Origin of the sequence: Kitasatospora sp. CMC57 (assembly GCF_045866025.2) — a bacterium.
Lineage (GTDB): Bacteria > Actinomycetota > Actinomycetes > Streptomycetales > Streptomycetaceae > Kitasatospora.
The window spans coordinates 5,928,724-5,946,515 of sequence record NZ_AP035881.2 but is presented as its reverse complement, the minus strand read 5'-3'; the positions used below and the strand labels follow the sequence as shown (position 1 = coordinate 5,946,515).

Below are 17,792 nucleotides of genomic sequence, written 5' to 3'. Positions count from 1 at the left end.
ATGATTCTGCTGGGAATCCTGCTGATGGCCGCGATCGGCGCGTTCACCGGGCTGCTCATCGCCGACAACACCTCCGGCGGCCCCGACTACGACGTCACGGTGCTCGGCCACCACATCGCCACCATGAACAGCCTGGCGATCTTCCTGTCGGGGATCGCGCTGACCCTGCTGTTCTGCCTGGGCCTGGCCCTGGCGGTGGGCGTCTCGGCCCGCAGGCGCCGCCGGTCCGCCGAGCTGAGCGAGGCGCGCGCCGAGGCCAGGCAGGCCGCTGCGGAGCGGGACGCGCTCCAGGACCGCGTGCAGGACGTCCCGCCCACCGCCGGGGAGGCGGTGCCGACGTCAACCCGACGGCACCGCCGCACCGGGCACCTGTTCGGGCACTGAGTCCGGAGCCGGCGCCCCGGGCATCACCAACGCGGTGACCCGGGGCGCCAGGCCGTCCGGCCAGGGGGCGGCGGACACCGGCCGCAGGACGGTGAGCGCGGCGTAGTCGTGGGCGAGCAGCCCGGCGTCGGTCCGCAGGTCCGGGTCGGCCACGGTCTCGCTGACTGCCAGTTGGATGTAGCCCCGGCCGCGCTGGGTGAGGGTGGTCTGCACGGCGCCGAACGCGGCCAGCCCGGCCCGGCGGACGCCGCGGACACCGTCCGGCCAGAGGTTCGGCACGTTGAGGTTGAACACCGTGCCCGGCCCGGTCTCCAGCAGCAGGGGCAGCACCAGCGCGGCCAGCCGGGCGGCGGTGCCCCAGCGCGGTGGTCCCCCGGTGTCGAGCGAGACGGCCAGTGCGCGGCAGCCGTTGACCCCCGCCGTGACGGCCGCCCCGACCGTGCCCGAGTGGGTGATCGCGTGCCCGGTGTTGGCCCCGTTGTTGATACCGGAGAGCACCAGGTCGGGCCGGCTGCCGAAGGCGCCCTGGCAGCCGACCATCGCGATGAAGCCCGGCAGCGCCTCGACGCCCTGGGCGGAGACGTCGGAGAGCCCGGCCAGGCGGCGCTCCGTCACCACGATCCGGCCGTGCTCCTCCACGGCGGTCAGCGCGGCACTGCTGCCGCTGGCCTCCTCGGCGGGCGCGGCCACGGTCACCTGCGGGGAGAGCCGCCGGGCGACCAGGGCGAGTTGACGCAGGCCCTCGGAGTCGATGCCGTCGTCGTTGGTGACCAGGATCCGCGGTGGACGGGTCAGTCTCTGGTGAGCCATGCGGCCAGCTCCTCCCGGTCGAGCCGGACCCGGTGCCCCAGGTCGGCGTCAATGGCCCGTACGTCGACCAGGGCGGCCAGCCGTTCGACCGCCTCCCGGCCGCCCGTTCCGAGCCCGTGCCTGGTGGCGTTGATCGCGCCGGCGGCGGCGCCGAGCCGCAGCGCCGCCTTCAGGTCGCCGTCGCGCAGCAGACCGGCCACGATTCCCGCGGTCATCGAGTCGCCGCTGCCGTGCGGGTCGGCGGGGGTCATCCGGCCGGTGACGATCTCGTACAGCTCGCCGCCGGCCAGGGCCAGCGCGGGCTGCTCGGCCCGGCTGACCACCACCACCTGGCGGCTCGTCGTCCGCAGCCGCCGCATGACGGCCGCCAGCTCCCGGACGCTGCCGGTGGGGGCGAGGTGCTCCGCGCCGAGTTCCTCGTGGCTCACCTTCAGCAGGTACGCGCCGCCTTCGGCCACCGCCGCCAGCCGGCTTCCGGTGAGGTCGGCCACCACCCGGGCCCCGTTGGCCGTCAGGTCGGCGGCGAGCCTGCGGTAGACGTCGGGCGGGGCGAGTTCGGGATCCCCGGGCGAGGGGCCGCTGAGCACGGAGACCTGCGCGTCGATGCCCTGGACCAGGGCGAGATTGTGGAGTTCGTCCAGATCGTGCCGGGACGGCGGCTCGGCCTGCGCCTCCACCAGGGTCACCCGCCGGCCGCCCCGCCGGTCCTGGATGTGCACGCCGTTGCGGACCGTCCCGCGTACCGGGCACACCTGGATGCCCTCCTTGCGCAGCAGCCGGCGCAGGACTGCCCCGCTCTCCCCGCCGAAGCCGCCCACCAACACGGCACGGCCGCCGAGCGCGGTGAGCATCCGGGCCTGCCAGACGCCCTGCCCGCCGGCGTGCAGGTGGATGTCGGGCCGGCCGGCCCGCTGCTCCACGGTGACGGTCAGCAGGGGTGCCGGAGCGAAGATCATCGCGTGTTCGGACATCGCTTCCCCCGCTCTCAGTGCCGCAGTGCGACCCGGACCAGGGCCGCGGCCAGCCGTGGCAGGTCGTCCGCCCTCACCAGCTCCGCCAGGCCGTCGGCCGTGGTGGGCAGGTGCAGCGATCCGGCGGTCTCGAGCGCCCGCTCGTCGAAATAGGGCCGCAGTTCGGGCCACAGGCCCTGGACCTCGCGGCAGAAGATGTCGGCACCGACCGGGCCGATCCGGGGCACCTCCTGGAGCAGCTCCCACAGCCTCCCCCGGTCGCCGTCGGCCTCCTCGCGCAGTCGGCGGAGGTCGCCGCGCCAGCGCTGGAGGAGCAGCTCGGACCCTTTGATCAGGGCCGTGGCGGTGCTCTCGTCGTAGCGGCGGTAGTGGGCCCGACCGAGGGCGTCGACGATGGTCTGCCAGTCGGCCCCGGCCATGGTGCGGGCGGTCCGGAGGTGGCCACGGAACAGTTCGCGGGCGGCGTCGGTGGCGATGTCGGCCTTGATCCGGGTCGAGCACAGCACCGCCAGCACCAGCAGCTGGTACAGCGGCGACGGCTTGTCCCGCAGCCTGATGCCCGCCTCGTCGGCGTAGGTGCGGCCGTACTCGCTCAACAGCTCGGTGATCCGTTCCGCTCGGGTGGGCTCGGTCACGGCCGCCTCCGCCGGGTGTGGAAGGAGTGTCACCGTCGCGGCTACCCGGACGGCCGACCGGCATACCCCGGATCGGGCCTGTTCCGAGCCGGTTCCGCAGGCTGCCGCAGGCCGTTTGGGTGACCGTGCCACGGGCAGACGCGCACCGGGGAGCTCGGTGCTCCCCGGCCCCGACCCGCCCGTTCTCGGGAGAAGCCATGACGGACTGCACGAACTTCCGCACGGCCCGGCCGACGGCGGATCCGGGTCCGCTCCAGCTCGGGGTGGAGGAGGAGTACCTGCTCGTCGATCCGGTCACCCGGGCCACCGTCCCCCTGGGCGGCCCGGTGCTGGCCGAAACCAGGCAGGTGCTCGGGGAGCGGGCGGAGTGCGAGTTCTTCGCCACCCAGCTCGAGGTGTGCACTCCCCCGGTGGCCACCGCGACCGAGCTGCGCCGTGAGCTGGTCGCGATGCGGCGCGCCGCCGTCGACGCCGCCGCCCGGGCCGGCTGTCTGCTGGTGGCCTCGGGGACGGCCGTCCTACCGAGCCGCCACCCGCTGCCGCTCACCCCCACCTCCCGGTACCGCCGCATCGCCGAGCACGTCGGCCCACTCGTGACCGACCGGGTCGGCGGCGAGGCCAGCGGCTGCCACGTGCACCTCGGCGAGCTGACCCGGGGTCAGGCCCTGCTGCTCAGCGGCCTGCTGCGGCCGTGGCTGCCCGTGTTCCAGGCCGTCTCCGCCAACTCCCCCTTCGTGGAGGGCATGGACCGCAACTGGGCCAGCGGCCGGTCGGTGCACTACCGGGCCTGGCCCACGGTCGGCCCGTCGCCGCTGCTGGACGAGACGGGGTACGAACGGCTGGTGCGGCGGCTGATCTCCTCGGGCGTGCTGCTCGACCGCCGGATGATCTACTGGTACGCCCGGCCGTCCGAGCACGTGCCGACGCTGGAGGTGCGGATCGCCGACGTGAACGCGGATCCGGACGTGACGGTGCTGCTCGCCGTCCTGCTGCGCGGGCTCGCCCGGACGCTGCTGGACGAGTCGTCGCGGCGCCCGGCGCCGACCCCGGCGCTGTCGGCCGCCCACCGCTGGGCCGCCCGGTCCGGTCTGCGCGACACGGGTCTCGACCCGTTCACCGGCGACCCGCGCCCGATGGTCCGGATGTTCGAGGAACTGCTCGACCGCGCCGCGCCCGGCCTGGCGGCGCACGGCGACCTGGCGACGGCGCACACCCTGGCGGCCCGGCTGATCAGCACGGGCACCGGCGCCGACCGCCAGCGGGCCGCGTACGCCCGTCGGCACGTGCTGGCCGACGTGGTGGACGACCTCGCCGCCGTCACCGCCCTGGCCCCCGGCCCGGTACCGGCCTGACCAGCGGTCGGGCCGCCACGGCCGCGCGACACGCGAAACCGGGTGCGCACGTTGTATCACGTGAACCCGCGATCGTACGATGGGGGCATGGAGACGAGCGAGACTCGCACCACGTGGACGTTCCTGACCAACCACGCGCGTGTCCTGTCGCTGATCGCCCGTGATCCCGGCATTCGGTTGCGGGACGTGGCCTCGGCTTGCGGGTTGACGGAGCGTGCGGTGCAGGCGATCGTCGCCGACCTGGAAGCGGGGGGCTATCTGACCCGCTCGCGCGAGGGCCGGCGCAACCGCTACCGGATCACGCCCGACACCCAGCTGCGGCACCCGGTGGAGAGCGGCCGCTCGGTGGCGGCGCTGCTGGACCTGCTGGACGGGGAACCCGCGCCGGGCACCTCGGCGGACGCGCGTACGCCGCACCGGGACGACACCACCGCCCGCTGACCTGGTGTCGCACCGGAGGGACGGGGTAGGCGCCCCGGTGGTCGGCCGTCCGGCCCGACCCGGAGAGGAGTTCAGTCATGCCTCGTGGATCAAGCCCCAAGCGGGAACGCCAGTACGAGCACATCAAGGACAGCGCGCTGGAGCGTGGTGAGAGCGAGGACCGGGCCAAGGAGATCGCCGCCCGGACGGTGAACAAGGAGCGCGCCCGGCACGGCGAGTCGAAGACCGCCAGCCGCTCGTCGATCCAGGACGTCTCCTCCGGTCACCGGGGCGGTAAGCGTTCGCACACCGGCGCACAGGGGCCGACCTACGACCAGCTGTACAACGAGGCCAAGCACCGTAACGTCAAGGGCCGTTCGAAGATGAACAAGAAGCAGCTCGAACACGCTCTCGGGCGGTGACGAGCGGCTCCCGTCCTCACTCCAGCCGGAGCGCGAGCAGGCAGGCGTCGTCCTTCGGGTTCGGCAGAGCCAGCCGCCGCAGGACGTGATCCAGGCAGCCTTCCAACCCGGGCGCCCGGTACTCCCGGACGGCCTCGGCCAGTCGGCCGAGGCCGTCCGTCAGGTCCTCGCCGCGGCGCTCGACCAGGCCGTCCGTGAACAGCAGCACCCGGTCACCCGGTTCGAGGTGGAGCACCGCGTCCCGGTACACCCCGTCCGGGATCGCGCCGAGCAGCGGGCCGGCCGGCGACCGCAGGTAGCGCGGCACTCCGTCGCGCACCAGCAGCGGCGGGAGGTGGCCGGACCTGGCCCAGGTGAGGGTGCGCCGCCGGGAGTCAAGCCGCCCGCAGACCACGGTGGCGACGAAGTCGCTGCCCAGGTGGCAGAGCAACTGGTTCAACCGGGCCAAGGTGGTCGCCGGATCGGCCTCGACGAAGGCCATCCCCCTTAGGGTGTCGCGGAGTTGGGCCATCCCGGCGGCGGCCCGCAGCCCGTGCCCGGAGACGTCTCCGACCACCACCAGCACCATGCCGTCGGGCAGCGTCAGCATGTCGTACCGGTCACCGCCGACCTGGCTGTCCGTCTCGGCGGGCAGGTAGCGCGCGGCCGACTCGAGACGGGGCGCCGACGGCCCGCTCGCCACGTTCATCAGCGCGCGCTGCAGGGTCCCCACCATCTGGTGCTCCGCCGCCGTCTGCCGGACCTGGTCGGCGAGCCGCGCGCGGGTGTCCGCGAGCCGCTTCTCGGCCTGCCGCCAGGCGGTCACGTCCTGCACCACCCCCCGGATGGCGAGCGCCTCCCCCGGCGCCGACCCCCCGATGCGCTCCGCCACGGCCCGCACCGACCGGGCCCTGCCGTCCGCCGGTCGGATCCTGAACTCCATGGCCGCCTCGTGCAGTTGTCTGCTCCGCAGTTGCTCCACCCGGCGCCGGACGGCCCTCCGGTCGGCCGGCGCCACGGTGGCCGCCGCCAAGGCGACGGAGAGGGTGCCGGCCGCATCCGGCCGCTCGATCCCCAGCAGCCGGTACACCTCCGGCGAGCAGTCGAAGGTGGCGCTGCCGACGTCCCACTGCCACGTCCCCAGCCCCGCCAGGCGCTGGGCCTGCGTCAACTGACCCTCGCGGCGCTCCTGTTCGTCGTGGGTGCGCCCGCTGACCAGCACTCCGTCCAGGAACGGCGTGGCGTGCAGGGTCATCGTGGAGGCAGGGCGGCCACCTCGTCGGGGGTGTCCGCCGAGCCCAGGGCGGCGGCAGCCAGGTGGTAGCGGGCCGCGAAGCCCGGGCCCAGCTCCTCGGGCCGTGGTGCCTGCGCGGACGCCGGGCCGGTCGGCGGCTGCTCGGAGTGCTCGGACGGCGCCGAGACGCTCCCGGGCGCCATCACGACCGGAATGTGGTCGGCGGCGTCCGGCGGCACCGCCACGCCGAGCAGCTCCGCCGCGATGTCCACCAGTTTGCGGTTGCCGCCCTGGGAGAGCTGCACCAGCCGGCCGAACGCGTCCTCCGGGGAGCAGCCCAGCCGTTCGGCCAGCACTCCCTTGGCCTGCTCGATCACGGCCCGGGTGCGCATGGCACGGCGCTGGCCCTCCACCTCGCTCCGCAGCCGGTCGATGGTGGCCTGCAACTGTGCCAGCTCGACGTCCCCGGGCACCGTCCGCCTCTCTTCCGCCGGTCGGAGGCGCCTCCCGCCACCGTTCCGACCGGACGCCTCAAGCGTAGGCCGGAACGGAGCGTGAGCGCAGGACCCTCAGCGGTCGGGCAGCGTGGTGGCGACGACTTTCCCGGTGCTGGTCCGCAGGACGTGCACGCCGCGGCCCAGCGCGGCCACCACGGCCAGCCCCAGGCCCGGCGGCCCGGAGGGGGGCTGCGCCTGGAGCAGCTGGGGGCTGGTGTCCTCGACCGCCACGTCGACGGTCGCCCCGGGCGTCACCACCACGCTGAGCCGGCACGGGCCGGGAGCGTGCAGACAGGCGTTGCCGACCAGTTCGCTGACCACCAGCTCGACGTCCTCGCGGGTGCCCGAACTCAGCCTTCCTTCGCCACGGTCCGCGAGTTCGCGCAGGAAACCGTAGGTGGCCGCGCGCGCCGCCCGCACCGAGCCGGGCCGGCCGTCCAGCTCGATCTGCAGCGAAGGAACCTGGCGCACACTCCCACCTCCCGGTTCGGACTCGTCCCGACGCCTGTCCGGACCGGGCCTGAGCAGCGCGTCGGGGCCGCCCGCCCTGGATTCACCTGCCATGTCGGCGCGCCACCAGTCGACTCAGGGGCCGGGCGAGGAGGACGGACAGCGTGGCCGCCACCACCACGGCCATCGCGCCGAGGGCCGCCGGCGTCCCGAGGTGCGCTCCGACCATGACCAGCGCCACCGAGAGCGCCACCAGCGCGGTCAGCACCGGGGCCGGAACCCGCGCGACGGCCCACAGCAGTGCGTCCGGCCACCGCAGCCGGCCCCGGCGCATCGAGCTCAGTTCACGGGCGAGCCGGGCATCCGCCGCCAGGTCCGCCTCGATCTCCTGCAGGATCTTCCGCTCACGCCACGAAAGTGCAGGCCCATCCATCGCAACCACCTCGCACCCACAGGACCTCTCAGCCTGCTCCTCGCGCCACCATCCGCGTCAGCGCCGGTTGCGACGGCGGTGAAGACCGGTCGGTGGCGGTTCCCGGTCCTTCTTGCGCTGGCCGAGCACGAAGCCCAGCACGATCAACACGACCAGCACCACTCCGGCCACGACGAGCCAGAGCGACCCGAGACCGGAGGCGGCGAGCTGCGTCTGCACTGCGAGTTCCGTCAGCATCATGCTCCGCGCTTGTCCGGCCGCCCCGTTTTGAAACGCCCTGCGGGGCGGCGGCACCCGGAGGGCCGTGGACCGGCCTTTCCGCGCTGGGCACCGCCGCCCCGCAGGTACTGCGCCTGACCGGTCAGGTGACGTTGACGGCGGTCCAGGTGGCGGCGACCGCGTTGTACTCGGCCGAGCCGCTGCCGTAGAGGTCGGAGGCGGCGTTCAGGGTCGCCGTCCGGGCGGCCTTGTAGTCGGTGGTGGAGGTCATGTAGACGGTCAGCGCGCGGTACCAGACCTGCTGGGCCTTGTCCCGGCCGATGCCGGCCAGGGTGGCGCCGTTGGAGGTCGGGCTGTTGTAGCTGACGCCGTTGACGGTCTTGGCGCCGCTGCCCTCGGCGAGCAGGTAGAAGAAGTGGTTTGCCACCCCGGAGGAGTAGTGGACGTCGAGGCTGCCGACGCCGGAGGACCAGTAGTCGGCGGACCGGCCGTCCTTGGAGGGCTTGTCCATGTAGCGCAGCGGCGTGCCGTTGCCGTTGATGTCGATCAGCTCGCCGATGAGGTAGTCCGGGTTGTCCTTGGCGAGGTTGGCGCTGAACTCGACCATGGAGCCGAGGATGTCGCTGGTGGCCTCGTTGAGGCCGCCGGACTCCCCGGAGTAGTTCAGGCCAGCGGTGTTGGCCGTGACGCCGTGCGTCATCTCGTGGCCCGCCACGTCGAGTTCGGTCAGCGGGTGGGTGTTGGAGGCACCGTCGCCGTACGTCATGCAGAAGCAGGAGTCGGACCAGAACGCGTTGACGTAGTTCCGCCCGTAGTGCACTCGGCTGTACGCGCCGACGCCGTCGTTGCGGATGCCGCTGCGCCCGAAGGTGTTCTTGTAGAAGTCCCAGGTGGCGGCCGCGCCGAACTGGGCGTCCACGGCGGCCGACTGGCCGCTCGCGACGGTGCCCGTACCCCAGGCGTTGTCGGCGTCGGTGTACAGCGTGCCGCTGCCACCCTGCTTGTTGTTCAGCGTGACCGTGTACTGGCCGCCCCGGGTGTTGTCCTTCAACTCGTAGGTGGAACCGGTGAAGTTGGTGGTCAGTCCGACAGTGCCGACGAAGACACCGTTGCCGGTGCCGGCCGCGTTGGCGGTCTGCACTCCCTCGTGGCTGGAGAGCAGCTCGCCCGTGGCGGCGTCGGTGACCAGCACCTGGCTGCTGGGCGTGCCGTCGGCCCGCATGCCCTCGACCGTGGTGCGGTAGGCGAGCCGGGGGCTGCCGGAGGTGGCCCAGACGACGAGTTCGGCGGTGCCGGTCCGGTCCACCGAGACGAGCGCGGGCTCGTCGGCGTCCTTCACCGCGCCCAGGGTGGCGCGCACCGAGGCGCCCGCCTGCTCGGCGGCCTGCGCGGCGGAGAGCCGGGGGCTGAGGCCGCTGAGGGCCAGGGTGCCGGATATTGCGCGGTCGACCGACTTCACGGCGCCGCGGGCGTCCTGATGGACGATCAGGTCGCCGCCGAGCACGGGCAGCCCGCCGTACGTCCGCTCGTACCGCAGGTGCCGGCTGCCGTCGGCGTCGGCCACCACGTCCTTGACGACGAGCCGCTCCTGGCTGCCGAGCCCCAGGGCCCGGGCCGCGGCCGGAGCCGCGCCGGCGGCCTGGGCCAGCAGCGCGGCGCGCTGCTGGCCGACCACCGGGGCAGGGGCGGCCTGCGCCGTTCCGGCGCTGACCTGAATTGCGCCGGCCAGCAGGGCCGAGGCGGAGAGGGCGGCTCCGAGTGCGAGCTTTCGCTTCACGTAGGTAATTCCTTCCGGATCCAACCGCGTGTGCGCGGTCGCGGCACGTTCCGGGGCACCGGGGTGAGTGCCCGAGGGGCGGAACGGACGCTGACGTGCTGCTCCGTGCGGTCGTGCGGCACCCGCCGTAACGGGGTGGGCGGCGGGTGCTCTACGGGGCTGGGCAGAAGCATGGCGACCCGCCGGACGGAATGAACAGCCCCGTGCCCGGAATTGGCAGGACCTCGCCACGGAAGCCGAATACGCCCGGAAAAACATCACTCAATGGCGGGGTCCCGCCAATTCTTCCGCATACTCCGGAATTGCCCTTTCGGCGCAGCGGAATGCGGCACCGCCGCCTTTCCGGCGGTGCCGCACCCGAATCCGAACTGGGGTCGCCGTCAGTGGGCGGCTCCTTCTCCGGCGCTCCCGTGGTGGGCGGCCGGCGGGACGGTGAGGCTGCCGTAGCGTTCCATCCGCTGCCAGCGCAGCCGGGAGCCGGCGACGGCCGTGAAGACCGACTGGATGACGACCAGGTACATCAACTGCCGGTAGACGAACTGCTGGAGTGGCAGGCTCCACAGCGCCCCCGGCCGCTCCCGGTCCAGCCGGAAGGCGTACAGGCCCATGAACACCTGGAGCGCCAGGAAGACACTCCACAGGCCGAGAATGCGCACCGGGTCCAGGAAGATCAGGCCGTAGACGGCGAACACGTCGACGACCGGGGCCAGCAGCGGCAGCAGCACCTGGAACATCAGCAGGTAGAGCAGCCCCCGGCGCCCCAACTTGCCGGCCTGGCCGCGCTGGACCAGCGCCCCGCGGTGCTTCCACATCGCCTGGAGGGTGCCGTAGCACCAGCGGTAGCGCTGCTTCCACAGCGCGCCGAGCGAGGCGGGCGCCTCGGTCCAGGCCTTGGCGCGCTCCTCGTAGACCACCCGCCAACCGTCCCGGCACAGCGCCATGGTGAGGTCGGTGTCCTCCGCCAGGGTGGTGTCGCTGACCCCGCCGATCCGCAGCAGCGCCTCGCGGCGGAACGCGCCGACCGCGCCGGGGACGGTCGGCATGCACTCGGCCAGGTCGAACAGGCGGCGGTCCAGGTTGAAGCCGACCACGTACTCGATGTGCTGCCAACGCCCCAGCAGACCACCCCGGTTGACCACCTTCGCGTTGCCGGAGACAGCCCCGACCCGGCGGTTGGCGAACGGCTGGACGATCATGCGGACGGCGTCCGGTTCGAAGACGGTGTCGCCGTCCACCATCACCAGCAACTGGCAGGAGGCGGCGGCGATACCGGCGTTGAGGGCGGCGGGCTTGCCGGCGTTCCGCTGGCGGATCACCCGTACGCCGGGCAGCCGCAGGGACTCCACCAGATCGGCGGTGCCGTCGGTGGACCCGTCGTCCACGACGATGATCTCCACCGGGTGGTCGGAGGCGAGCAGCGAGCGGACGGCCGCTTCGATGCCGGCGCTCTCGTTGTAGGCGGGGACGATGACGCTGACCGGTTCGGTGATCGGCCTCCCCCACGCCTTGCCGCGCATCCGCTTGTGCCGACGGGCCGCGACGAGCACCGCGACGGCCCGCAGCAGGGCGATGCCACCGGCCGCCCAGAGCAGCCAGGACAGCACGTCCAGCGCCCGGTCGCTGGCGCGCAGGGCGGTGATCAGGGCCAGGCCCTGCCAGTGGTCGGTGGCACTGGCCTGCCGGACCGGCTCCGCCAGTCCGGTGGCCTCGCTGACCGTGCCGAAACGGAACCCGGCCGCTCTCAGCTCGGGGATGAGCTGCGCCAGCGCGGCGACGGTCTGCGAACGGTCGCCACCGGCGTCGTGCATCAGCACGATCTGCCCGGCCTGGTCCTTGGGGGTGGAGTTGGCCACGATCCGGGCGGTTCCCGGGCGGCGCCAGTCCTCGCTGTCCTGCGTGGTGAGGACGGTGAGGTAGCCGTCCCGGCCCGCCTGGCCGATGGCGCTCCAGTCGGTGTCGGTGATGGCGTCGCTGGTGGAGGAGTACGGCGGGCGCAGCAGCGGGGTGGTCACGCCGGTCGCGCCCGCCACGGCGAGCTGGCTCTCCCGCAGCTCCAGCGAGCGTCGCCAGGGGGACGCCGTCCCGAGATTGGTGTGGGTGAAGGTGTGCAGGCCGATCTGGTGGCCGTCCGCGACGATCCGCCGGGCCAGGTCCGGATGGGCGGCGACCTGGGTCCCCACGGCGAAGAAGGTGGCCCGGACGTCATTGCGCCGCAGGACGTCCAGGATCTGCGGCGTCCAGACCGGGTCGGGGCCGTCGTCGAAGGTCAGCGCGATGGTACGGGCGGCCGGTGCCGCCGTCCGTCCGGCGTCGCCCTCGATCACCGGGCCGCCCGCGACGACCTGCGGCGGAACGGCCCCGGCCGGGCCCGGCACGCGCGGAGCGCCGTCGGCGGTGCTGTCGAACATGTGCTGGGTGTAGCCCTGTAGCAGCAGCGCGGCGGACAGGGTGAGGACGAGGGTGGTGAGCAGCAGCCAGTGCGTACGCAGCGGGACGTTGCGCACGCTGGCTCGTCGGCCTCGTGCTCTGCGGCGGTTCTTGGACAAGGGGTGCGGTTCCTGCCTGCTGCTTCGGGGACTAGGGGTGGTTGGTGGGCTTGCCGCTCTGGCCGGGGGCGGACGAGGCCTTGCCGTGGCCGCTGCCGGAGGCGGTCGGCGCGGGGCTCGGCGCGGCGGTGGTCGGAGCGGTCGTGGCCGGGGCGGGCGGCGGCGCGACGGCGGTGGGACTGCCCGGGGAGGGCCTGCCGGCCGTGCCGGACGCGGTGCCGGGCTCGGCCGCGCGGGTCTTGGCCGCCGGGCTGTCGACCGTCGCGGACGGTGACGCCGGCTCGGGCTGCGCGACCGGGGCGGCGGGCTGAGCGGCGGGCGAGGGCGGGGCGGGCAGCAGCGGGGACCGTACGGTCGGGCCGCCGAGCAGGGTGCTGAGCAGCAGCAGCACGTACGCGGCGGCGGGCACCACCAGCAGCCGGCCGAGGCGGCGCACCCGGCGCTGCCTGCGGCCGGAGGCGTCCACGAAGACCGGGCTCTCGGCGACGGGCTGCGGGCCCTCGTACGCACGAAGCGACAGCGTGTCCTGGTGGACGGCACCGGGCGGTCGGGTCATCAGGACAGCCTCTGGGTTCGGGACCGGCGGCGGGTCGGGGCGAAGAACAGCCCGGGTGGGCGGCAGGGTCCGGGGAAGGTCCTGCCACCCACCCGGGAACAGGTGGGATGTCGAACGGTCAGGGTCGACGCGCGGCCGGGCGGGCGGTGGACACGGGGGAGCCCACCGTCCGCCCGGTCCACGGGCTCACCCCTGCCGAAGCAGCGGCGAGCAGCCCGGTGAGTGCGTCATGACCGTTCGGTGCACATCTCATGTCCTTCAGCGTCGGAGCCGCCGGCGGTGTCACACCGAATCCAAGACTTTTTTCTGAGCTTCTCCGGCCTCGTGCTCAAGGAGGCGTCGGCCGGTCGGTCGCCGTGGGGACCGGGTCGGCCGGCAGCGCCCGAGTCAGCCGAGCGCGTCGAGGAGGAGGCGTCCGCCCTCGGCGACGGCACTGACGAGGACCGTGCCGCCGTCCGGGAAGCGCAGGGTGAAGACCGGATCGACCAGCAGCAGGAAGTCGAGCCCCTCCCGGGTCCGCTCCGACCCCGCGCTGTCCGGAACCGCGACGCCCCGCCATCCGCCCTCCCCCACCGCGACGGTGAGACTGACCCGGAAGCTGCCGAGGCAGGTGAGCGGGTTGGTCCAGTACTCGAGCGTCGCGGTGCCCTGGTAGCCGTCCGTACCGCCGGGCCGCGCTCTCAAGGCCGTTGGCCGCTGCCGCGCGGTTCGACCCGGAAGTCGAAGGCGACCGTGCCCGGGTCGAGGGCGGTCACACCGCCGTCCACCGTCAGCACGGCGCCGTTGACCAGGCTCGCGGCGGGCGACAGCAGCCAGCTGACGGCCTCGGCCACCTCGCGCGGCTCGCCGGCCCGCCCGGCCGGGCTGAGGCGGGTGGCCTCCTGGTAGGCCGCATCGACGCCGTCCAGTCCGGCCCGCTCGGCCAGCCGGGTCATCGGGCGGTCGGCCATCTCGGTCCGGACCCAGCTCGGGCAGACGACGTTGGCGCGCATCCCCCGGCCGCCGTAGTCGACGGCGAGCGAGCGGCAGAGCTGGAGCAGCGCGGCCTTCGAGGTGGCGTACGCGGCGTTGCCGGAGCCGTTGCGCAGGGCGGACACCGAGGCCACCGCGACGACCGATCCTGCGGTGCTCTCCAGCAGGTGGGGCAGGGCGGCCCGGAGCAGCAGGAAGGGGCCCGTGACATTGGTCCGCATGACGTCCTCCCAGTCGACCACCGAGAGGTCGCCGACGGCGCCCGGACGTCCGATCCCGGCGTTGACCACCAGGCCGTCGAGGCGGCCGAACCGGGACACCGCCGCGTCCACGAGGCCCTCCACCTCGGCGGGGTCGGTGGTGTCCGAGGGGTGCGCCACCGCGCCGGTCAACTCGGCGACCCTGCGCAGCGGTTCGGCCCGGCGCCCGGAGACGACCACCTGGTGTCCGGATTCGCGCAGCAGCTGGGCGGTGGCCGCGCCGATTCCACTCCCGCCACCGGTGACGATGACAACTCGCTGCTCGGCCATGGGTGTTCCCTCTCCGGTACGGGCTGGGTGGGCCGAACGATCATATGTGCAGGGGCGATCGGCCCACCGCTCACTCCGTGTCGGCGGCGATCTCCAGGGCGAGCACCTGGAGGATCTGCTCCGTCGAGACCTCCGGGTCGGTCTCCTCGTAGGTGTCCGCCACCGCTTCGAAGGCCAGCACGAATCCGGTGATCAGGGCGCTCAGCGGCTTCGACAGCTGCCCCAGCACGGCGCGGCCGATCTCGTTGGCGTCCGCGTCGGCGGGGACCATGAAGTAGTCCGGGACCACCTCGCCGAGCAGATCCGAGGCGTAGTCGGTTCCGACTCCGCCGCGCAGGGCGGTGAGTGCGGCGATGGCCTTGAGCTTGATCTCGTTCTCGGTCATGCAGCGAGGGTAGGAGAACTACCCGCCCGGGACCCCGCCACCACGGCCCGACCCGCCGACGGTCCGTCAGTGCACTTTCCAGGCGCACCGGTTGCTCGAAATCCATAGCCCGTCCGGGTCTTCCCCCAATGATCCCAACCTGTCAGTCTGGGCGCGTTTTGCAGCTACAGAGGAGGATCCCTTGGTACGCATACGCATATCGACCATCGCGGTGGCGTTCACCAGTGCGCTCGTGATGCTGGCCGGCACCACCGCCACGGCCTCGGCGGCGCCCGCCGAGAGCTCGGCCGACAAGGTCGCTCCGGTCACCTGGACACCGTGCAACCCGGACCCTTCCAAGCCGGACCCGCTGATCTACGACTGTGCCGTCTACCCCGTCCCGCTGGACTACGCGAAGCCGAACGGTGAGAAGGTCGGCATCGCGATGATGCGGCGCCGGGCCGGCAACCCCGCCAAGCGGATCGGCTCGCTCTTCCTCAACCCCGGCGGCCCGGGCGGCAGCGGATACATGTGGGCGACCACCACCCGGTTCGAGTCCCGGGTGACGGACAGCTTCGACATGGTCGGCTTCGACCCGCGCGGTGTCGGCAGGAGCAACCCGCTCAAGTGCTTCACCACCAACGAGGACGCCTCCGCGGTCTTCGACCGGATGACCGGCGTACCGGTCACCCCGGCCGAGATCACCGGCACGCTGGCCGCCACCAAGGACTACACCGACGCCTGCGGCCGCAACGCGGGCGAGCTGATCAAGCACATGTCCACCATGAACGTGGTGCGTGACCTGGACCGGATGCGCCAGGCCGTCGGCGACGCCAAGCTCACCTACACCGGGTTCTCCTACGGCACGCTGATCGGCGCCACCTACGCCAACATGTACCCGAGCAAGGTGCGCGCGGTGATCATCGACGGCAACGTCGACCCCCAACTGCGCCTGGGCAACGGCCTGGAGTACGACCGGGAGCGCGCCGACGGCTTCGAGCTCGCGCTGGACGCCTTCCTCTCGCGCTGCCAGGCGGCGGGCGCGCCCCGGTGCGCCTTCGCCGTGGGTGACACCCGGAGCAGGTTCGACGCGATCCGCGACCACCTGCGCACCGCCCCGGTCACCCTCCCGGACGGCTCCACGGTCACCCTGAGCACCTTCACCAGCCAGGTCGCCAACGCCCTGTACTCGCAGAGCCGGCAGGCCCCGCTGGCGAGGTCGCTGCAGGCCCTCGACCAGGCGATCAACGCCCAGCCCTCGATCGCCGCCCGGTCCGCCCAGCCCGTCGACCCGAACGAGGCGAGCGCCCTGGCCGTGCTCGCGCCCAACGCGCTCCGGGAGGCCCTGCCGGAGACTCCGTACAGCAGCGACGACTCGTACTACGGCGTGAACTGCCAGGACAAGCCGTACCCCTCGAACCCGAAGCTGTTCCCACTGATCGCACGGGCCTGGGAGCTGGGCGCGCCGACCTTCGGCCGCTACCAGGCCTTCGACGGCCCCGCCTGCTCGACCTGGCCCGCCCCCGCCCGCCAGGTGGAGCGCTACACCGGTCCGTGGAACAAGCGGACCGCCAACCCGGTCATGGTGGTCGGCAACCTCTACGACCCGGCGACCCAGTACAAGTTCGCCCAGAACATGCAGCGCGAGCTCGACAACGCCGTCCTGGTCAGCGTCGACGTGGTGGAGCACTGCGCGATCGGCCGCAGCAAGGCCCTCGGCGCCCTGGTCACCTCGTACCTGGTCGACCAGATCGCCCCCACGCCGGGCCAGCTCCTCAAGCCCGACGCCGACGCGTTCCCGGCGACGGCCTGACGAACCGCCGGCCCTGACCGGCGGTACCACCAACAGCGGGCGTGCGGCCGGGAGTTCACCGGCCGCACGCCCGCTCTGCTGCGGGTGGTTCGCTCAGAGCAGCCCGTCCCAGAGCTGCTCGACGATGACCGCCCACCAGTTCTCCGGGTCCTCGAAGACCGTGCCGTCGAGGGCGGCGAGGTCGCGTTGCAGGGCCTCGACCACCATGGCCGCCGCCTGCGGGGACAGGCCGCGCAGGGTCGGGCGCCGCTCCGCGAACAGGGCGAGGCAGCGCAGGTACGCGGAGAGGTCGGCGTTCAGGTAGCGGCCGCTGCCGTTGTCCGGGTCGACGGCCCAGAGCCGGCCCGCCCCGAGGCCGGTACCGGTGCCGCCGTCGCCGCACTGCACGGCGACCAGGGCGTGGCCGTCGGTGCCCAGCAGAACATACTCGCCGAGCACCTCGCGGGTCCGCTCGGGGATCCGAGCACCCCGACCGGTGGCAGCGAGGTGGGCGGCGACGTCGGGCAGGCCGGGAAGCAGTTCGAAGAAGCCCTCCACCCGGGTGGGCAGCCCGGCCCAGACCAGCGTGGAGCGGGTCGGCTCGGGCAGCGGGCGGGCGGCGGTGTCGTCGGCATCGAAGCGGTGCACGCCGTCCGCCCCGAACTGCTCGGCCAGCCGGCGGCCCAGCGCCGCGTCCCGCTCGGGCTCGGCGGCCGGGACCGCGCGCGGGAACGGCACCCGGTTGGGCCGCGGCGGCACCGGGCGGCCTGCGGTCCGGAACGTGTTCTCGGTCGCCTCAGTCAGCGCCCGCACCGCGGCGGCCCGGCGGTCGAAGCGCGGACCGTAGTCGTGCCCGTACGAGAAGGCCGCCACCGGCAGCTCGGCCAGCAGCACGGCCGCGCAGTAGCCGCCGGGCAGTTCGCACGGCCGCAGGTCGGTATAGACCCCCAGCACGTCCTCGGGGCGCACGCCCTGCTGCTGGAGGTGCCGCCAGGCCAGGACCTCGGGGTGGCCCTGGCCCGGTGCCGACATCTGGAACAGGCTCTGCTCCTCGCCCTGCTGGTCCCGGTAGGTCAGTACGGCCGTCGCGCCGGGGCCGACCACCGGCGGGCGGGCCGGGTCGTAGGAACCGGCGCCGAGCTTGTCGCGGTAGAGCTGTACGACCTCCTCGACCGGCACCGACGGCCAGTGGGTCAGCTCGCCGGTCTCCCGGTCGACCACCGCGCACGCGCTGCCGATCTCGGCCGGGGCCCGCCGCTCACCCGCCTCCGGCCGCGCCTCGACGGCGGGCTGCTCGGGCCACAGCACCCAGCCCAGGTCGAACTCGTGCACGCCGATCCGGTGCCACTGCTCCTCGGGCCGGTCACCGTTGATCCACTGGTGGGCCGCCTCGATCGCCTGCTCACGGGTCGTCACGCGGTCGTTCTCCTTCTGCACCGTTCGGAATGG

The 17,792-nt window shown here is 73.3% G+C and carries 20 protein-coding genes; 5 read left to right on the top strand and 15 right to left on the bottom strand.

Going from position 1 to position 17,792, the window contains the following annotated elements:
* Positions 1-384, top strand: coding sequence for a hypothetical protein (locus tag ACKUU6_RS26625; RefSeq protein WP_407991102.1), 384 nt, complete (start codon positions 1-3; stop codon positions 382-384).
* Here the strand turns inward: ACKUU6_RS26625 and surE are convergent.
* From surE to ACKUU6_RS26610, 3 genes are read right to left on the bottom strand one after another with little or no spacing between them, the layout of a single operon-like run.
* Entirely contained in the window at positions 340-1,194 is an 855-nt protein-coding gene (gene surE, locus ACKUU6_RS26620) for a 5'/3'-nucleotidase SurE (RefSeq protein WP_407991101.1), read from the bottom strand. The genes ACKUU6_RS26625 and surE overlap by 45 nt on opposite strands.
* Positions 1,176-2,165 (bottom strand): PfkB family carbohydrate kinase, encoded by a 990-nt coding sequence (locus tag ACKUU6_RS26615; RefSeq protein WP_407991100.1) that lies wholly within the window; start codon positions 2,163-2,165, stop codon positions 1,176-1,178. Before ACKUU6_RS26615 ends, surE begins: the two co-directional genes overlap by 19 nt.
* Before the next feature lie 14 nt (positions 2,166-2,179).
* The gene (locus ACKUU6_RS26610; protein WP_407991099.1) at positions 2,180-2,800 is read right to left on the bottom strand and encodes an endonuclease; all 621 of its coding nucleotides are present in this window, start codon (positions 2,798-2,800) and stop codon (positions 2,180-2,182) included.
* Between the two features lie 197 nt (positions 2,801-2,997).
* On the opposite strand from ACKUU6_RS26610, the gene ACKUU6_RS26605 reads away from it, so the two are divergent.
* The 3 genes from ACKUU6_RS26605 (at position 2,998) to ACKUU6_RS26595 (ending at position 4,994) form a co-directional block, all read left to right on the top strand.
* Positions 2,998-4,152: a carboxylate-amine ligase gene (locus tag ACKUU6_RS26605; protein ID WP_407991098.1), complete on the top strand. Its 1,155-nt coding sequence runs from the start codon at positions 2,998-3,000 to the stop codon at positions 4,150-4,152.
* Positions 4,153-4,239: 87 nt separating this feature from the next.
* Positions 4,240-4,593 carry a helix-turn-helix transcriptional regulator gene (locus ACKUU6_RS26600; protein ID WP_407991097.1) on the top strand — a complete coding sequence of 118 codons (354 nt, stop codon included), beginning with the start codon at positions 4,240-4,242 and terminating at the stop codon, positions 4,591-4,593.
* Positions 4,594-4,670: 77 nt separating this feature from the next.
* Positions 4,671-4,994: a plasmid stabilization protein gene (locus tag ACKUU6_RS26595; protein WP_407991096.1), complete on the top strand. Its 324-nt coding sequence runs from the start codon at positions 4,671-4,673 to the stop codon at positions 4,992-4,994.
* 16 nt (positions 4,995-5,010) lie between these two features.
* Here the strand turns inward: ACKUU6_RS26595 and ACKUU6_RS26590 are convergent, their stop codons facing one another.
* From ACKUU6_RS26590 to ACKUU6_RS26540, 11 genes are all read right to left on the bottom strand, one after another.
* Entirely contained in the window at positions 5,011-6,228 is a 1,218-nt protein-coding gene (locus ACKUU6_RS26590; RefSeq protein WP_407991095.1) for a PP2C family protein-serine/threonine phosphatase, read from the bottom strand.
* Positions 6,225-6,680 carry an ANTAR domain-containing protein gene (locus ACKUU6_RS26585; protein ID WP_407991094.1) on the bottom strand — a complete coding sequence of 152 codons (456 nt, stop codon included), beginning with the start codon at positions 6,678-6,680 and terminating at the stop codon, positions 6,225-6,227. The genes ACKUU6_RS26590 and ACKUU6_RS26585 overlap by 4 nt, the downstream gene beginning before the upstream one ends.
* Before the next feature lie 96 nt (positions 6,681-6,776).
* Positions 6,777-7,175 carry an ATP-binding protein gene (locus ACKUU6_RS26580; protein WP_407991093.1) on the bottom strand — a complete coding sequence of 133 codons (399 nt, stop codon included), beginning with the start codon at positions 7,173-7,175 and terminating at the stop codon, positions 6,777-6,779.
* Positions 7,176-7,257: 82 nt separating this feature from the next.
* The gene (locus ACKUU6_RS26575) at positions 7,258-7,587 is read right to left on the bottom strand and encodes a hypothetical protein (RefSeq protein WP_407991092.1); all 330 of its coding nucleotides are present in this window, start codon (positions 7,585-7,587) and stop codon (positions 7,258-7,260) included.
* Positions 7,588-7,644: 57 nt separating this feature from the next.
* Positions 7,645-7,806 (bottom strand): DUF6479 family protein, encoded by a 162-nt coding sequence (locus tag ACKUU6_RS26570; RefSeq protein ID WP_407991091.1) that lies wholly within the window; start codon positions 7,804-7,806, stop codon positions 7,645-7,647.
* A 142-nt stretch (positions 7,807-7,948) separates the two neighbouring features.
* Positions 7,949-9,583, bottom strand: coding sequence for a M4 family metallopeptidase (locus tag ACKUU6_RS26565; RefSeq protein WP_407991090.1), 1,635 nt, complete (start codon positions 9,581-9,583; stop codon positions 7,949-7,951).
* A gap of 380 nt (positions 9,584-9,963) precedes the next feature.
* The gene (locus ACKUU6_RS26560) at positions 9,964-12,087 is read right to left on the bottom strand and encodes a bifunctional polysaccharide deacetylase/glycosyltransferase family 2 protein (protein ID WP_407991089.1); all 2,124 of its coding nucleotides are present in this window, start codon (positions 12,085-12,087) and stop codon (positions 9,964-9,966) included.
* A gap of 73 nt (positions 12,088-12,160) precedes the next feature.
* Positions 12,161-12,685 (bottom strand): hypothetical protein, encoded by a 525-nt coding sequence (locus tag ACKUU6_RS26555; protein ID WP_407991088.1) that lies wholly within the window; start codon positions 12,683-12,685, stop codon positions 12,161-12,163.
* Positions 12,686-13,072: 387 nt separating this feature from the next.
* On the bottom strand, positions 13,073-13,369 hold the full coding sequence (locus ACKUU6_RS26550; RefSeq protein WP_407991087.1) for a hypothetical protein: 297 nt from the start codon (positions 13,367-13,369) through the stop codon (positions 13,073-13,075).
* On the bottom strand, positions 13,366-14,187 hold the full coding sequence (locus ACKUU6_RS26545; RefSeq protein ID WP_407991086.1) for an SDR family NAD(P)-dependent oxidoreductase: 822 nt from the start codon (positions 14,185-14,187) through the stop codon (positions 13,366-13,368). Before ACKUU6_RS26545 ends, ACKUU6_RS26550 begins: the two co-directional genes overlap by 4 nt.
* Before the next feature lie 70 nt (positions 14,188-14,257).
* Entirely contained in the window at positions 14,258-14,572 is a 315-nt protein-coding gene (locus ACKUU6_RS26540) for a hypothetical protein (protein ID WP_407991085.1), read from the bottom strand.
* Between the two features lie 181 nt (positions 14,573-14,753).
* On the opposite strand from ACKUU6_RS26540, the gene ACKUU6_RS26535 reads away from it, so the two are divergent.
* Positions 14,754-16,364 (top strand): alpha/beta fold hydrolase, encoded by a 1,611-nt coding sequence (locus ACKUU6_RS26535; protein ID WP_407991084.1) that lies wholly within the window; start codon positions 14,754-14,756, stop codon positions 16,362-16,364.
* A 93-nt stretch (positions 16,365-16,457) separates the two neighbouring features.
* Here the strand turns inward: ACKUU6_RS26535 and ACKUU6_RS26530 are convergent, their stop codons facing one another.
* On the bottom strand, positions 16,458-17,759 hold the full coding sequence (locus ACKUU6_RS26530; RefSeq protein WP_407991083.1) for an SUKH-4 family immunity protein: 1,302 nt from the start codon (positions 17,757-17,759) through the stop codon (positions 16,458-16,460).
* Positions 17,760-17,792: the final 33 nt, after the last annotated feature.

Bases quoted from the DNA above. Each gene is read 5' to 3' on its own strand.
- ACKUU6_RS26615 (WP_407991100.1), bottom strand. From the start codon at position 2,165: ATGTCCGAACACGCGATGATCTTCGCTCCGGCACCCCTGCTGACCGTC.
- ACKUU6_RS26540 (WP_407991085.1), bottom strand. From the start codon at position 14,572: ATGACCGAGAACGAGATCAAGCTCAAGGCCATCGCCGCACTCACCGCC.
- ACKUU6_RS26625 (WP_407991102.1), top strand. From the start codon at position 1: ATGATTCTGCTGGGAATCCTGCTGATGGCCGCGATCGGCGCGTTCACC.
- ACKUU6_RS26555 (WP_407991088.1), bottom strand. From the start codon at position 12,685: ATGACCCGACCGCCCGGTGCCGTCCACCAGGACACGCTGTCGCTTCGT.
- ACKUU6_RS26605 (WP_407991098.1), top strand. From the start codon at position 2,998: ATGACGGACTGCACGAACTTCCGCACGGCCCGGCCGACGGCGGATCCG.
- surE (WP_407991101.1), bottom strand. From the start codon at position 1,194: ATGGCTCACCAGAGACTGACCCGTCCACCGCGGATCCTGGTCACCAAC.
- ACKUU6_RS26600 (WP_407991097.1), top strand. From the start codon at position 4,240: ATGGAGACGAGCGAGACTCGCACCACGTGGACGTTCCTGACCAACCAC.
- ACKUU6_RS26575 (WP_407991092.1), bottom strand. From the start codon at position 7,587: ATGGATGGGCCTGCACTTTCGTGGCGTGAGCGGAAGATCCTGCAGGAG.
- ACKUU6_RS26590 (WP_407991095.1), bottom strand. From the start codon at position 6,228: ATGACCCTGCACGCCACGCCGTTCCTGGACGGAGTGCTGGTCAGCGGG.
- ACKUU6_RS26545 (WP_407991086.1), bottom strand. From the start codon at position 14,187: ATGGCCGAGCAGCGAGTTGTCATCGTCACCGGTGGCGGGAGTGGAATC.
- ACKUU6_RS26595 (WP_407991096.1), top strand. From the start codon at position 4,671: ATGCCTCGTGGATCAAGCCCCAAGCGGGAACGCCAGTACGAGCACATC.